12 protein-coding genes are annotated in these 15,500 nt (G+C 54.9%); 6 read left to right on the top strand and 6 right to left on the bottom strand.

Features of this window, described 5'->3' with window-relative positions; all coding sequences use genetic code 11:
- The first annotated feature begins 130 nt into the window (after positions 1 to 130).
- Positions 131 to 2,059, top strand: coding sequence for a glycoside hydrolase family 2 protein (locus tag EYC98_RS18850; RefSeq protein WP_279246945.1), 1,929 nt, complete (start codon positions 131 to 133; stop codon positions 2,057 to 2,059).
- 12 nt (positions 2,060 to 2,071) lie between these two features.
- On the opposite strand, the gene EYC98_RS18845 is transcribed toward EYC98_RS18850, so the two are convergent.
- The 4 genes from EYC98_RS18845 to EYC98_RS18830 form a co-directional block, all read right to left on the bottom strand.
- Positions 2,072 to 3,745: an AMP-binding protein gene (locus EYC98_RS18845; protein ID WP_279246944.1), complete on the bottom strand. Its 1,674-nt coding sequence runs from the start codon at positions 3,743 to 3,745 to the stop codon at positions 2,072 to 2,074.
- 235 nt (positions 3,746 to 3,980) lie between these two features.
- Entirely contained in the window at positions 3,981 to 5,840 is a 1,860-nt protein-coding gene (locus EYC98_RS18840) for an arylsulfatase (protein ID WP_279246943.1), read from the bottom strand.
- 4 nt (positions 5,841 to 5,844) lie between these two features.
- On the bottom strand, positions 5,845 to 6,234 hold the full coding sequence (locus EYC98_RS18835; protein WP_279246942.1) for a hypothetical protein: 390 nt from the start codon (positions 6,232 to 6,234) through the stop codon (positions 5,845 to 5,847).
- Positions 6,235 to 6,239: 5 nt separating this feature from the next.
- The gene (locus EYC98_RS18830) at positions 6,240 to 7,091 is read right to left on the bottom strand and encodes a type 1 glutamine amidotransferase domain-containing protein (protein WP_279246941.1); all 852 of its coding nucleotides are present in this window, start codon (positions 7,089 to 7,091) and stop codon (positions 6,240 to 6,242) included.
- 327 nt (positions 7,092 to 7,418) lie between these two features.
- On the opposite strand from EYC98_RS18830, the gene EYC98_RS18825 reads away from it, so the two are divergent.
- The 5 genes from EYC98_RS18825 (at position 7,419) to EYC98_RS18805 (ending at position 13,556) form a co-directional block, all read left to right on the top strand.
- The gene (locus EYC98_RS18825) at positions 7,419 to 8,225 is read left to right on the top strand and encodes an acetoacetate decarboxylase family protein (protein ID WP_279246940.1); all 807 of its coding nucleotides are present in this window, start codon (positions 7,419 to 7,421) and stop codon (positions 8,223 to 8,225) included.
- 97 nt (positions 8,226 to 8,322) lie between these two features.
- A complete protein-coding gene (locus EYC98_RS18820; RefSeq protein WP_279246939.1) occupies positions 8,323 to 10,266 on the top strand; it encodes an outer membrane protein assembly factor BamB family protein in 1,944 nt (647 codons plus the stop codon).
- Between the two features lie 83 nt (positions 10,267 to 10,349).
- Positions 10,350 to 11,270 carry a phytanoyl-CoA dioxygenase family protein gene (locus EYC98_RS18815; protein ID WP_279246938.1) on the top strand — a complete coding sequence of 307 codons (921 nt, stop codon included), beginning with the start codon at positions 10,350 to 10,352 and terminating at the stop codon, positions 11,268 to 11,270.
- A gap of 71 nt (positions 11,271 to 11,341) precedes the next feature.
- On the top strand, positions 11,342 to 12,088 hold the full coding sequence (locus EYC98_RS18810) for a ThuA domain-containing protein (RefSeq protein ID WP_279246937.1): 747 nt from the start codon (positions 11,342 to 11,344) through the stop codon (positions 12,086 to 12,088).
- Positions 12,089 to 12,143: 55 nt separating this feature from the next.
- Complete coding sequence (locus tag EYC98_RS18805; RefSeq protein ID WP_279246936.1) at positions 12,144 to 13,556, top strand: spinster family MFS transporter; 1,413 nt, start codon at positions 12,144 to 12,146, stop codon at positions 13,554 to 13,556.
- A 25-nt stretch (positions 13,557 to 13,581) separates the two neighbouring features.
- Here the strand turns inward: EYC98_RS18805 and EYC98_RS18800 are convergent, their stop codons facing one another.
- Together EYC98_RS18800 and EYC98_RS18795 are read right to left on the bottom strand one after the other, a co-directional pair.
- Positions 13,582 to 14,466 (bottom strand): 3'(2'),5'-bisphosphate nucleotidase CysQ family protein, encoded by an 885-nt coding sequence (locus EYC98_RS18800; RefSeq protein ID WP_279246935.1) that lies wholly within the window; start codon positions 14,464 to 14,466, stop codon positions 13,582 to 13,584.
- Positions 14,463 to 15,446 carry a phosphotransferase gene (locus tag EYC98_RS18795; RefSeq protein ID WP_279246934.1) on the bottom strand — a complete coding sequence of 328 codons (984 nt, stop codon included), beginning with the start codon at positions 15,444 to 15,446 and terminating at the stop codon, positions 14,463 to 14,465. The genes EYC98_RS18800 and EYC98_RS18795 overlap by 4 nt, the downstream gene beginning before the upstream one ends.
- Positions 15,447 to 15,500: the final 54 nt, after the last annotated feature.

Genomic DNA, 15,500 nt, shown 5'->3' with positions numbered 1-15,500 from the left:
ACTGGCGAAGTAAACTACTTCTCATCTAAACTGATGGCGTAGTTGCTTCGCTTTTGCATGAGCCCCATTCAGGGACCTCTTTCGTTATGTACAGAAAAGCGCTGTAGCACTCATCCATTGGGATATGCAGATGAATAAAATTGTGGCCAGAGCCCTCTTAGTACTGCTGATTTTTGTCGCGGGGTTAGCTTTGACCGCAGGCTATCAGCTTTATAAATTCACTCGACCGGTTACGGTTATGGCGCTATCCACGCCCTGGACCGACAAAGTCGATAAGGAGGCGCCGCTACCAGAGTATCCTCGCCCACAATTGCGTCGTGATCGCTGGCAAAGCCTTAATGGCCCCTGGCAGTATGCAATCACAGCCCGCGAGGCGCCTGTGCCGGTTGATTATGACGGGACCATTGTTGTGCCCTTTGCCATCGAGTCGCGCCTTTCGGGTGTGCAGCGTAAGTTGTTGCCGCAAGACAGACTCTGGTATCGGCGTGTATTCGAGGCGCCGCCATCCCATAGTAATGAGCGACTTATGCTGCACTTTGGTGCCGTCGACTGGGAGGCCGAGGTCTGGCTCAATGGCCAAAAAATGGGTGTTCACCAGGGGGGCTTTGATCCATTTTCATTTGATATAACACAGGCACTAATCGAAGGCGATGCACAGGAGTTGGTGGTCGCCGTGTGGGACCCGACCAACAAAGGTAATGGCGCAGTGGGTAAGCAGCACCTTGTGCCCCATGGTATTCGCTACACAGCGGTTAGCGGCATTTGGCAAACAGTCTGGCTTGAGCCGGTTCCTGTACAGCACATCCAGAAAGTAGCGGTAACTGATACCAACTTGACGATGGGGGCTGTAACACTGGCCATCGAGGCTAACGATATCCGGCCCGGCGACGAGGTAGAGGTTCAGGTGCTGGCTGATGCAGAGGTCGTCATGACCGTACGTGATGTTGTGCAAGCAGAAGGTATCCAAATGCGCCTGGCGCCGCCTGGCCTGCGAGCCTGGTCACCTGACGATCCCTTTCTCTACGATCTGCAGGTAAGCCTTTGGAGAGACGGTAAACTCCTCGACACAGTGGAAAGCTACTTCGGCGCCAGAGAGGTTGCAGTTGCCCGCGATAGCGAGGGAGCCTGGCGCCTGATGCTTAATGGCAGTCCGGTTTTCCACCTAGGATTGCTGGACCAGGGGTGGTGGCCGGACGGGCTTTACACCGCGCCCACGGACGAGGCGTTGGCCTTTGATATCGAGGCAACGAAGCGAATGGGCTTCAACACCATTCGCAAGCATGTAAAGGTAGAGCCAGCACGCTGGTACTGGCACGCGGATCGCCTCGGCGTACTGGTTTGGCAGGATATGCCTACAGGCAGCGACCGGGATTCCAGCAGATTTGCGCAGATATTCGACCAGTTAGGGGATTTTTTCTCGGCACAGCTGTTTGATTCAAGGAATGTAAGCCTTGCGCGTTCTCCTGAATCAGCGGATCACTTCAGGCGGGAACTGTCATCGATGGTAACAGGGCTGCAGGCCTTTCCCAGTATTGTCGCGTGGGTACCTTTCAACGAGGCCTGGGGGCAGTTCGACACCGATAAAATTCTTGCTGAGGTGAGCGAACTGGATCCGACGCGGCTGGTCGACGGCCCCAGCGGTTGGACCGATACAGGTACCGGCGATATACGCGACTTTCATATGTATGGCCGCGAGGCAGAATTCCCTGCCAGGCAAATTCCCGGGCGGCCCCTGGTCTACGGTGAGTTTGGCGGCCTCGGCTACCCTGTTGATGGTCATCTGGCCGTTGAGGCGGGCTGGGGATACTCGGCGTTCGACAGTCAGGCGGATTTTGAGGCTGCTTACGCGGACTTACTTGGCTTGATCGAAAGCCTGTTGCCTCGCGGTCTGGCCGGAGCGATCTATACCCAGACGACGGATGTCGAAAGTGAGATAAACGGTCTTATCACCTATGATCGCAAAAAATTCAAAATACCGCCCGAGCGGCTTACGCAGATAAACGACCGGCTGACACGGTGGCCAGTACTTAAGGGGTCAGAGCCCTTAAGTAGAGATTGAAACTGCGAAACCTTACGACGGCCAAATCACTTTTTGGCCGCTCGCATACCAGGCGTCCAGATGTGGATCGTAGGCGTCCTCGATCACGTTACGCTTGATCTTCAGCGTTGGCGTCAGAAAGTCATTGGCGACTTGCCAGTCCTCGCTCACAATCGCCAGGAACTGCAGTTTTTCAAAAGGCTCTACCTGGGTATTAACCGACTTCAGTAAAGCCTCGAGCCGCGGTGTGATCTCTTCCTGGAACTGCGGATCGGCCAATTTGGGGCGCAGGTCTTCAGCCAGTTGTAGCGTTGCGTAGCAGGCCGCTCGGCCGGGGCCAGACACACAGCATTGTTCAATCAGGCCATCGGAATTGAGCAGGTTTTCTATTGGAACCGGCGCCACGTACTTGCCTTTGCTGGTCTTAAACAGCTCTTTTACGCGACCGGTAATCAGCAGCAAACCGTCGTCGGAATAATGCCCGCGATCGCCGGTTTTGAAAAAGCCGTCCTCGGTATAGCATTCGGCCGTCATTTCCGGCTCTTTAAGGTACCCCAACATATTACCCGGCGAACGTATCTCTATTTCGCCGCTGTCGCTGATGCGTGTCTCTACGCCTTGGCAGGGAAAGCCGACATAACCCGGGCGGCGCCTTTGGGCGGTGGACAAGTGCGAGTAGGCAAAGTCTTCGCTCATACCATAGCCCTCAGTGATGGGCAGCCCCAGTCGGTCGTACCAGTCAATCAGCTCTGCTGGCAGCGGTGCCGAGCCGCTGCCGGCCAAACGCACGTCGGCCAAACCAAGGCCATCAAGAATCTTGCGCCTGACCACCCCACCCAACAGCGGTATTTTCAACAGCAGATTCAACCGCTGCTCAGGGAACTTCTGCAGCACACCACCCTGGAATTTTAGCCATAACCGCGGCACAGAGATAAACAGGGTCGGCCGCGCCCGGCGCAGATCCTGTAAAAAAGTATCCAGCTGGTCGGCAAAGTAGATATGCAGGCCACTGTAAAAGGAGCCACATTCTACGGTCAATCGCTCCATAACATGCGCCAGCGGCAGGTAAGAGAGAATACGGTCATCGGCCCGGATATCCAGCTCGGCCAGCATCAGGTGCGCCGGCGCCGAAATGGATTCAAAGGAATGCATCACGCCCTTGGGGCGCCCGGTACTGCCAGAGGTATAACAGATCAGCGCCAACTGCTCAGGCGGCGGACAGGGTTCTCCACCCAGCGGCGCCTGTCCAGCGATCACATCATCCCACTGCGGGTAATCTGTAGGCGGTGCCAGCGGCAAAGCAATCGCCGGCAGCGTCGCGGGCACGCCGGCGCTCATTGTGTCCCAATCGTCCAGTTTGCCCACAAACAGCAGCTTGGCCTCTGAGTGCTCGAGAATGTAGTTAACGGTATCTGCATTGAGGGTTGGATAGAGGGCTACGGTTACATGCCCGGCCATCCAGATCGCCAGCTCGGCAATAATAAAGTGCGCACAGTTTTTAGATATCATGGCGATATGGCTGCAGGGCGGCAGGTCCAGCGACGTGATGTAAGCCGCCATACGACGCGCCTCGTCAAGCGTCTCAGCCCAACTGTATTCCACCACGCCACCGTTACCTGTGGGCTGCGTCATATAGATGCGCTGCGGATCGCTGCGCTCCCACTCGTAAACAGCTTGCAGTACCAATTTGGTTGCCGGTTGATTCATAGCTTTACCACTCTCAAGGTGCGGGTCGATTAGCGCCGTTAGCCCGCCTCTCTTGCAGCGGCCAATGCGGATCGCACGAACTGCCGCCGACGAAGCTACGGCGCTGTAGGGTCCATGTTAAAACGCTTGGCTACGCCCAGCAACCGCAGGTTGCTGGTTTAGGGTTACTGACAGCTTACCTTACGGTTTTCTGAAAAACTGGCACTTGAAAGCTGAATCTGCCACTAACGCCCGACTAAAGTGTTGTCGGTCGACGCATATCCCGGCGTCTCATCCGGTAAGCCACATAGAACGGCAGCAACATCAACACGCTCAGGCAGGCGACGACAAACGGCGTACGCAGCCCACCATACAATATGTTCAATACCAACTGTTTGCGGTGATCGTAACCCGGCGGAACCGGCACAACCCGGCTATCTTTGGCATAGCGTTCATAGGCTGAAAGCATGCTCTGAAACCGCTGCGGCATTTCACTCGACAGTTCGTGACTCTCACCGGGGTCTTCCACGATATTGAAGAGATGCCAACGGTCATCTCCTAACGGCCCTCGATTAAATACAATTTTGTAGTCACCCTGAAACAGCGCCGCGTGACCGGCCAGTTCATAACCAACGGCATCCTCCGGTCCGTAGACACCGGCAGCATTATCCAGCAGCAGAGGTGCAAGACTGCGACCGATCATCGGCTCTACTGGCCGCCCGCCATGACGTTCTCCTGGTGGTGTGACTCCCGCAAAGGAAAGAATCGTAGGTGTGATATCCGTGACAAAAGAAAAGGCCGAACTGAGCACACCCTTTGCGGGTAACGATGCCCCCGCTATGATCAGCGGCACCCGCATGCCACCCTCCCCGGCATAGAATTTGTAATACGCCAGCGGGCTCGCCGCAGCGCTGGCAAAACTTGGGCTGATAGCATTGTAACTGCCCTTCAAGCCAAGGGTTTCGTAGTCGGTACGATAGCCAAGGGAAGAGACCATCCGTTGGGTGGCGAAATCCTGCAGGTCGGCCGGTCCACTAGCTTCGGCACCGTTGTCAGACGTAAAAATAAATATCGTATTGTCGTACTGGCCGCTCGCCTTGAGATACTCGATTAAGCGACCGATGTGAAAATCCATTGCCTCCACCATACCCGCGTACACCGCCATGCGCTTGGCTTCATAGCGCCGCCTCTCTTCATCGAGCAATTCCCAGTCGTCAGTGGTCTGCATGCGCACGGTACCAGTACGCTCTGGGACTATGCCAAGTGCTATCGCTCGCGCCAGACGCTGTTCCCGCAACTCATCCCAGCCACCTTCGTAGGTAGCCATATACGGATCGATAAAGTGCTGGGGCGCTTGCACAGGAATGTGAACCGCCTGGAAAGGCAGGTAGGCAAAAAACGGACGTTGGTTCGACACATTGCTGTCGATAAACTCAATGGTTTTATCCACCAGGAAACGTGACGAGTAGAAATCCTCCGGCAGCTCATATTCCTTGCCATCGGCGTACCAGTTGGCCTTGTCATAGATGGGTATGTACGGGCGCTGTTCCCAGTTATCTGCACCGGAATCTGCAAGCGCCACCGTTCTTTCAAAACCGCGTTGGCTGGGCAGCTTGCCTGCCCCTGCACCCAGGTGCCACTTGCCGGCCATGTAGGTGTGATAGCCCGCATCCTCCAGCAGGGTCGCCACGGTAACAACATTGTTGCCCAGTACACCCTGATAGTGATCATGGCGCCGTTGCTCCGGCCCCAGCATCTCGGGGATATTGGGCACTCCGGCGACATGCGCATCGACACCGGTTAACAACATAGCCCGCGCCGGCGCGCAATTGGCGGCGGTATGATAGTTGGTGAAACTCATTCCCCGCTGCGCCATTGCAGACAAGGTGGGTGTATTGATCTCACTACCGTAGGGCGCAATATCGGTAAAACCCAAGTCATCGGCAAGAATTAACACAATGTTCGGCCTGTTTACTGGCACTGGCGCCGAGCCGCCAATACTTTGGCCATTCTCTGACTGCAGGGCAGAAGCTGCGGTCGCGGTAAAACCAGCGGCCAAGGCGCCGGCCAACACTGCGCCTGCCATGAATTGACTAACAACAGAACACCGCTTCACTCGCTCAGGCCTCGTCAGGCAAGCGGCGGGAAGCCACCAACAAAATAATCGACACCACCACTTCGGGAGCAATCAGGTCCACAGCCAAAGTGGCATCGTGGAAGAGCCAGGCAACAATTCGCCCCAGGGCGGTGATGGAAAGAAGAAGAACGGGTGGGTAGTACCAAGTGCGGCGACCGGTCACCAGTGCAACGAGCATACAGATGCCCAGCGTCAGGAAAAAACCGGACATATCGCCCACCTGTGAACTCAGGCCCACTCCGTGGCCCAGCACCACCCCAAACTCCGGCGCTACTCCTGCAGGAGCAACCAGCCAGCGGATACCGGTCACCAAAAAAAGTACTGCCGGTAGCAATACCAATAGTTTTAGTACTTTATTCATCGCGTTATTCATGGCCTTTACTCCCGAGCAGCTAAAACCTGCATCATGCGATGCGCTGTTTCCAGCCCGGAATTCTGGTTTTGCCCGGTCACAAAGCGTTGCTCGTCGTCGACAGTAACATGGGTGGCTAAGATATCCCTGAATGCGGTCTGGCTTTCGAATACGACACCCGCCTTGCGCAGCTCCGACTCCGGGTGCAGTGGTGTGAGTTCTATACCGAGTTCCTTGATCTGCTTGTCGGTCACCCCGGTCATACGGCGCCCGGCGATCAGCAGCTTGCCGTCACGGTCGAGCGCGTTAACCAGGCCCAGCACACCGTGGCACACGCCACCAATCATTGCAGCCTTGTCAGCGTAGTAGGACTCGCTCACCTTCGCCGCCAACACGGGGGATTGCGCCAGGTCGTAGGCTGCGCCCCAACCACCCGATATGAACACGATGTCGTACTGGCCGATATCCACGTCGGCAATGGGGATGGAGTTCTCCACCTTGGCCTGGGCAATGGCATCATTGAGGTAGCGATCGTCTTCCGGCGACCGAATCATAAATTGCAAAGTCTGGGGGTCAATGGGGATTTCACCGCCCTGGATACTGGCAATGTCCACCTCCATGCCACCATCAAGGAACGTATAGTAGGGGTGGGTAAACTCAGAGGCCATCACCCCGGTGGCCGGGCCCTCGGTTTCCCCCGGGGCCGCCAGCACGCCGTGGCTGGTAGTGATAATCAGGGCACGCTTGCCGGGTAATGCAACCGATGGTCCATCATACTCAGGGTGTAGGCCGGCCTTGTGCAAAATTGTGGGCAATGACAGTAGCAGGGTCCCCACCACAGCTATGAGCACAATGACGACGGTAAGTGACTTTCTCATGGGTAGCATCCTTGGTAATCAGATAGAAGTTGGCTGACTCTCTGGCTTCTAATTATTATGGCAGCCTATATGCCATAATAAGCTTTATCGGCAGTTTTCTCAATAGGTGGTTCTGCCAAGTTAATGCGCTGATATTGGTAGAATCGACGCATTAACTTGGCAGAACCCATTAAACAGTTGCTCGGAGCTAACCCCTGATTTCTCCAGCAAGGACAGCCGAAGCGAACGTGGCCGAATATGATTCTATAGATTCTCCTGCAATCTCTATAATCGAACCCATTAGAAATCTGAAAGCACTGTCATGAAAATTTGCACAGGATATCCATTATGAGCTTTGTAAAGACCTATGAAGAAATTTTGGGAAATTCTACCGCCAGTGGTGATTTCTACGATGCCGAGATGCTGACGCTTGTCTGGGAAACCACACCTGAGGCGATTGAGAAACTGCTGCCTCCCCCGCTGAAACCAGCTTCGAGGCCTGTGGTACTCGCTTTTGTCGCCAATTATCCGTCTACCAACTTTAGTCTTCCGTATTTGGAATCCGCTCTTTTGATAAGGGCGAGCTTTGAGGGTACGGAGGGTTTTTACTGCCTGTCCATGCCGGTAACCAATGATATGGCCATGGCCGGTGGGCGAGAAATATGGGGCTACCCCAAGAAGCTGGCGAATATTGCATTGCAGCGTGAAGGTGACACAGTTGAGGGCTGGACAGAGCGACATGGCATCCAATTCATGAAGGTCAAGGCAAACTTGACGGGCAAGCTCAACGACAACGCGGCAATGGATGAAATGCTGAGTTTAGGTTTGAATCCGAAAGGGGAATACTCCAACCTGGCTTTTAATTTCAAACATTCCCCCTCTCCGGTAGCAAGTGAAGCTTTTGACTACCCGCCCCGGTTAATTCAGGGAGAAACTGTGTTCAGGCCAAAGACGTTTATTCTCGCAGAGGTAGAAATCGAACTGACCCCATCCGAGTTTGATCCCTGGCATGAAGTGCCAGTGAAGCGCATGCTGGGCGGCTTCTATTCCGTAGGTGATAACAGCATGTTAAACGACGGAAAGGTGCTGGCAGAACTGGATCCCATTGAATTTGCACCCTACGCATTTCTGAAATGGGAATGGGGTAAATTATAAGTAGGAGTGTACATGGGCTTATCAACGTAGCATCGACTAGCCACTCGCCTGCTTCAATTTTGGTACATTGGTTAACGTGAAAATGAGCGCCTTGAAAATGAAGACCCGAAAAGTAGTCACTTTGTTATTGATCACAATCGTTGGCTTCGCCGTGTTTAAAATCTTCTTTGACGAGGGTCGGCCCCATAACCCCAAGGTCTTCGGCCCACCGGAGAAAACCCAGTGGAAGCCAGTTGGCGCTCGCGCGGCGGGGCAGCACAACTACGACATCATCCCCGAGCCCGACAAATTCAACGCCATACATGTTGGCGTGGCCAATTCAGACAGCGTCTGGGGCGTCGCCGCACCGATGTTTGAACTGGACTGGGTGGCAGAACCTGCGTACTTCATTGGTAATGGCCCGCTCTTTGATAACCAAGGTAATCTCTACTTTAGCCCACAGTTTTACCACGGTGAACGCGTGGTGCTGGTGTCACTCGATGCCAAAAGCGGCGAACGGCGTTGGGCGCTGCCCGCCGACAACGATATACAGGCAAGCAGCCCGGCCTTTATATTGAACGACCCGGACAACCCCGGCTCCCAGATCATTTATATCGTGGGCTATAACCGCGTCATGGCCCTGCGCCCGGACGGCTCCGTGATATGGAGTAAAGCTACCGGTTTAAGCCTGCCCCCCTCGGACCCCGGCAACACAGCGAACACCAAATTCCATAGTCTCAATTATCACCCGGCAACAGATTCACTGGTATCGATAACCAAAGCTGGCGCGCTATTCGCCTTCAGCCGCAAGACCGGTGAGCTAATAGCCCCTATCGGTCAAATCCCCGGCGCACCCGCCATCAGTGGCAACGGCACGAATATACCCAAATTTGTGCTTAACAAGGTCGACCCGCTAATGGATGAAGCCTTTGGCAAAACCGACGAAGGCTTGAGCTTGTTCTCCTCCGCCGTGAACTATATTTATGGTGGTGGCGGTATTGTGACCAACTTTTTCAGTATCGACCCTGACAGCAGCCGCATCTATATGGCCGCTACTGCGGAAGATGCAGCAGACGGTACAGAAGACGGCAGGTCCGAACTGGGTGCCATTTACGCCCTGGACCTGATTGACGACGGTAACAGTGGTCTCCAATTCCAGGTATTAAACCGCAAGACCTTCAAGGGCGGTACCGGATCAACACCGGCGCTAAGTGCAGACGGCCATCGCCTGTATGTATCTGATAACGCGGGTAACGTTATTGCGCTGGATAGTGCATTAAACGAAGTGTGGCGCGTGGATGTGGGCGAGCCGCTGGTGGGCTCCATCACGGTGTCACCGGATAACAACGAGCTGTACGCCGTCACTGCCAGTGATGTAATCCAGCTCATCGACCACGGTGACCACGGCAGCAGAACCTGGACGGCTGAGCTAACGGGCTTTGATGGTTATGCCAATGTCGATGTGCAATCCAACGCGTTGACGGCAACGGTAACCGCCAACGGTGTGGTTATTATGATCGGCGGGGGCAAAAAATTGCTGGGCAGGACCCTGATGTTGCATATGGGTATGGGCCTGCTAGACCGCCAAACCGGCAAGCTACGCTACTTTGCCGAAGGCCGGGAAGATTCCCTGGCCATGAGCGTGGTAGCGCCCGACGGCAGTCTTTATGTTGCCCACTCGCCCTTACGGCGCGCGGTAGGCAAAGCCATGTATCCTGATTTAACAGCCGATATCACCGGCGGTATTGCACGTTTCAAACCGATTCGCCTGGACCTGCTGGCGCGTGACGCCATCTGCGCTGCCGAAGCGCGCGGTGGCAATGCCAGCTCCCTGAACCAGACTACCGAGTCAGCGGCCATCAACACCGATATCCGGCAAATACAGGTATTGCTCAAGCAGGCCGGTGTCGCCATCACCCAGGCCGTCAGCGATGGCGACATGACGTCTAAAGATGCCGACACTCTCGGTAATATACTGGAGCAAAGCGTTGTCAATTTGACGCCGACGAATCTACAGCATGCGGCGCAGGACCTGACCAGGGCCTGCGCTATGTTTGACTGAGGTCAAAATCATGCGTAGATGATCCACCTGTATGTGTTCTGATTTTTGCGTATGCTAATAGGCATTGAACGCAGGAGGATACCGTGGGCCAGCTAAGCGGATTAGTGCGAGATATTACTGACGATGAAATAGACAGATATCATCGTGACGGCGCCGTGTTGCTAAAGGGCGTTATCGGGCCAGAATGGATTGAGGTGCTGGCAGAAGGTTTAGAACACGCCAACAATCATCCCGATGGCATGTCCGCAGGAGTTGCTGAGCCACTGCGCATTGATCAGTTCCCCGCAAGTCATTCACCGCTGCTAAAACAGTTTTTGGACCAATCACCGGTCGCAGAGATTGTCGGCACCGTGCTGAATGCACCGGTGCGCTTCTATATGGATCAGATGTTCTACAAACCGGCAGGGAAGATATCTCCAAGCTCTTGGCATCAAGATACCTGTTACTACAATGTGCAGGGGCACCAATTGGCGCGAGCGTGGATTTGTGCGGACCCGACGCCACGCAACGCGAGCCTTGAAGTGGTGCGCGGCTCACATCTGTGGAATGTGACTTACCGTCCACCCGTGGGCATGGATCCTGCCGACGATCCGGAAGCCGCTCAGGCCCTGGAAGATGATTTTGCAGCCGGCAAGATTTTGATTGGCCGAGAGGCCCATGAGCATTGGACTTACTTCGATTCGTTTCTGGACCCGGGTCTACCCCAACTGCCGGACATTGAAGCGGCGAAAGACTCCTTTGATATCATGGGCTGGGACTATCAACCCGGCGACGTCATACTCTTTCACGGCGACATCCTGCACGCAGCGCTGGGTGGTGCGGAGCTACCGCACCCACGCCGATCTCATGCTTCATTGTGGGCAGGACCGGATGTCACCTATCTGAAACGTCGTAGCCAGGCAATACCGGATCCGTTGCCGCTTTACGACTACACACCCGAAAACGGCCAGAGCCTTGGCGAGTTTCCTGAGGTATTTCCGATTGCCTGGGCGCCTGAGGATTGAATGCCAAACCAGGCAAGCCCCAACGGTGTGCTTTAATAGGTTCGATGGACGCTAGCTGAATAGGGATCTTCGTGACAGTAAGTAAACAGACCGATGTTTATCTGATATGCAACGCGAAATATCACGACACCAATTTTGCCAGACTCGAATTGCTCAAGTTACTGGCTGAAGATGAGGACGTGCACACGAGGGTTGCCGACAGCTTTGCTGACACCGACGGCATCGCCGCCAGCAAATTGCTGATTACCTACACCTGTGATCTACGACCGACACTTGCGCAGCAGAGCGCGCTAGCCGATTTCCTTGAGTCGGGCGGTCGCTGGTTCGCGTTGCATGCAACCAACGCATTGCTCGAGTTTGTCGACGGTAAGGCCGATACACCCAATTTAGCCCCCAAGTTTATGGAACTGCTGGGCAGCCGTTTTATCGCGCATCCGGCGAACCAAACAATCGAAATTAAGGTGACGGACTTCAGCCATCCATTGACAGCAGGGATTAGCGATTTTGTCGTGGAAGATGAAGAACCCTATTACTGTGAGCCTATGGGCGAACAAAAAGTACTGCTTGAAGCCAGCTACAACGAGCCATCGACAGGTTACGTCCGGTCAGACTACGGGACAGACCGGGACAGGCATCCACAGATGTATCTGCACCCCTACGGCCAAGGAGAGGTACTGTACTTATCGCTAGGTCACTGCACGGGCAAGCACGACATGAAACCGCTTGCGGACATTGTTCCCGTGGTCAGAGGGTCCTGGAATTCGCCCACTTACTACGAATTGCTGCGGCGTGGTATTGCCTGGGGATGTGGCAAGTAGTAGCCGCTAATAAGTTACACTGTGTACTAAATAAAAATAACAGTAAGGAATACCGATGGGCGCGGCAACACCATTGATCAATACAGGGCAGGCTTACGGCACGAGTGGGTATCGCAATTTCGTGCTGATTTCACTGACTCTGGTCTATACCCTCAACTTCATTGACCGAGTACTGATAGGCGTGGTCGCGCAGCCAATCATTGAGGAGTTCAAACTGCAGGACTGGCAGTTTGGATTGCTGTCAGGATTTGGCTTCGCGCTGATGTATACCGTGATGGGTATACCCATCGCCCGCTGGGCAGAACGCTACAATCGGGTAAGGATCATTGCCGGTAGTGTTATCTTGTGGTCGCTAATGACCGCCTTGTGTGGAATAGCCGGCAGCTTCGTGGCCCTGCTGGTATTTCGCATCGGTGTCGGTATTGGTGAAGCCGGCTGCACCCCCCCGGCTAACTCCATCATTGCGGACTATTTCCCGGCGCGCAGTCGCGCCAGGGCTCTGGCCATTTACGCCCTGGGCGTCACGCTGGGCGGCGTTCTCGCCAATGCCTTCGGAGGCCCTATTGCCCAGATGTTCTCTTGGCGCGAAGCCTTCCTGGCGTTGGGAATACCCGGCATTGTGATAGGGTTTATCGTACTGTTTAGCGTCAAAGAACCTCCGCGTGGATACTCTGACCAGCCAGGTACCCAGCACGAGGAGAGAACGGGCCTGCGCGAAACGTTACGGGAGTTATCCCAGAAGACCACCTTCTGGATGAACATCACCGCCGCCACAGTTCTCGCCTTCGTTGGCTACGGAGTCGGCAATTTTTCGGCGCCATTTTTCCAGCGCACACACGGCTTGAATGTGGCGGAAGTAGCCACCCAGATCGCCGTTCCGCTAGGGCTCGCTGCCTCCGTCGGCGCATTGGCGGCAGGCTACTTGACCGAGCGCGCCAGTGGCAGGTACCCCAATGCGGTGGCAGTAATCCCGGGAGTCAGCCTGATACTGTGCGTGCCCTTTTACTGGATAGGATTTTCCGCTGACAGTGTCAATGTTGCACTGGCCTGCTTGCTGGTCGGCAATCTGCTGCACTACTCCTATCTTGGTGCCCAATATACGATCTGCCAGGGGGTTGCCAGTCCACGCTCCCGCGCCACAGCCATCGCCATCATGTTGTTTGTGGTCAATCTGATCGGTTACGGTTTGGGGCCAATCTTCGTCGGTTTTCTCAGCGACGTGCTGATGAGCAGTCAACTGGAGTCGCTACAAAGCGGTGCAATGATCAGCGCCCAAGCCTGTGACGGTACTGCGGCAGAACTGCTGGCAACGCTGGGCGCAGCCCAGACAGAAATCTGCCAGACTGCCAGAGCACAGGGGCTTGGCCAGTCGATTCTGTATGCGGTGTCGTTGTACGGAGTGGGGGGTGTGCTTTATCTCATTACCTGCAAAACGTTGCAGAAAGACCTGACATCAAAAATGAACTAGAAAGGCCCTGATGGAAGACATGGGGTCAAAGCGCATCGATCAGGTAACGTGCTATGCGTTCGTTGGACGCATAAACCACACCCTGATGATTCATAAAGTTGGATTCCTGACGATTAAGGTCTAGCGGTTGCCCATGAATATTACTGACCCAGCCGCCGGCTTCGCTGACGATACAAGCGGTGGCGGCGAAATCCCAAATACTGCCGCCGCCGTCTTCAGGCTTGGGCAGTTTTAGGTAGCAAGCAGCGGGATAGTCCAACACCTGGCAGGCATTTTTCACTGCCCCGCTGCCATACACCAATTCAACGCCACCCAGACCTGAACCCTGTGCACAGCGGTTTAAGGTGTCGAGTACGTCAGCGTAATGTTCATGTGCCTTAAAGCTTGTATCTGCGAATACTATTAACGCTGACGACACTGATACGGCCCCGCTGATTAGAATCTGATCTCGATAAGCGCCCTGCCCCTTAATGGCATGCATCAGCGTAGCGTTCACCGGATCATAAACCACACCCATCAAGGGCACGCCTGATTGGTCGACCAGCGCGATCGAAACCGCATAGCCTGAACTGCCCTCCATAAAAGGTAGCGTGCCGTCTAACGGATCTACGCACCAGTAATAGGGCTTTTGCAAGCGCTCGGGAATAGCGTCAGAAACGCTCTGCGACGACTCCTCGCCCACGAAAGCAATCTCCCACTGCTCGCAGCTTGCCTGCAGACACTGGCGGATAATGGCTTCACTGCGCACATCCACCTCGGTCACCAGCTGGGATGCTGCGCTACTGCCGGCGTCTTTGTACTGTCGCTGCAAGGTGCTACGGTCGGTGCTTTGAATAAACTCACCAGCCTGTCTCGCCGCCTGCATAGCGACATCACACAACTGCTGTAAAGGCAGGTCGCTCTGATTCATGCTTGCAGCCGCTCGATGACTCTGCGGGTCAGCCGTTCGCTATAGCTATTGAGCTTCCAGTGGCCCGGGCTCCAGCCCTTGAGAAAGCGATGAAAATCCGCCCAGGCCACATCAAAAAGTCCGCGCCACTCTGTTTCCAAATCGTTGGCATCTACACCGGGGTGCTTCTCGGCAACCTGCTCACCCAGCCTGGCAAAATAGTAATCCAGTAGGGTTTCTTCCAACGCTTCGCATTCGTCTTCACGCAAACAACTGCCGATAAAATAGGCCACGTCCCTCATGCCGCAGCCACGTCCCACGTATTGAAAGTCCACCGCCGCCACGCCGGGTTTCGGGGTAGCCCCCGTGAAACAAAAGTTGGCCAGCTTGGCATCACCGTGCACCAAAGTTTGATAGCGACATTCTCGCAATTGCTGGTCAATCAACGGTGCCGCTTGCCGCAGACTTACATCCTCAAGGGCAGCCAATTCATCAGGACGAGTATCCAGATGCCAATAGCTACCGCACTCCCACAGCCCGTCTGCCGAACTATTGAGGAAGGTCGCATGAAAACTCGCCAGCCAATCCAGACACGCATGGATGTCCTCAATCGTCACACGCTCTTTGCGCAGGTCGAAGCCAGCCGAATCAAGGTCTGTTAGCAGCAGCACGGTTTCATCCTCTACAGCATTGACCGCCAGACAGTCAGGCACCGGACAGCGCTGGTCGCACCGATGCGCGTAGTCCTGATACCAGCGAGCTTCTATCTGATACGAGCGTATTTTGCGATTGTGCGACAGCCCGGTGTTCCAACCACGGGGATGGTGACCCGCTTCTGGCAGTTTGATGTGCTTGAGAATCACCGAGGGATAGCGACTGCCTTCGAGCTCCAGGCGCACGATCTCACCGTAGCCACTCCATAGCGATTGAATGACGGTGGCGCTGCGAATTGTCTGCGCCCCCGTTGCCGCAAGGACTGTGTCAGTTATAGCTGCATGCATACCGCCAATATAACCATGAATGGGCAGATGTTCAGCTCAATATCTCGAATTAGT

It is taken from the genome of Candidatus Litorirhabdus singularis, from assembly GCF_026262625.1.
Classification (GTDB): Bacteria; Pseudomonadota; Gammaproteobacteria; order Pseudomonadales; family Halieaceae; genus Litorirhabdus; species Litorirhabdus singularis.
This window is presented reverse-complemented; position numbering and strand designations above follow the sequence as displayed.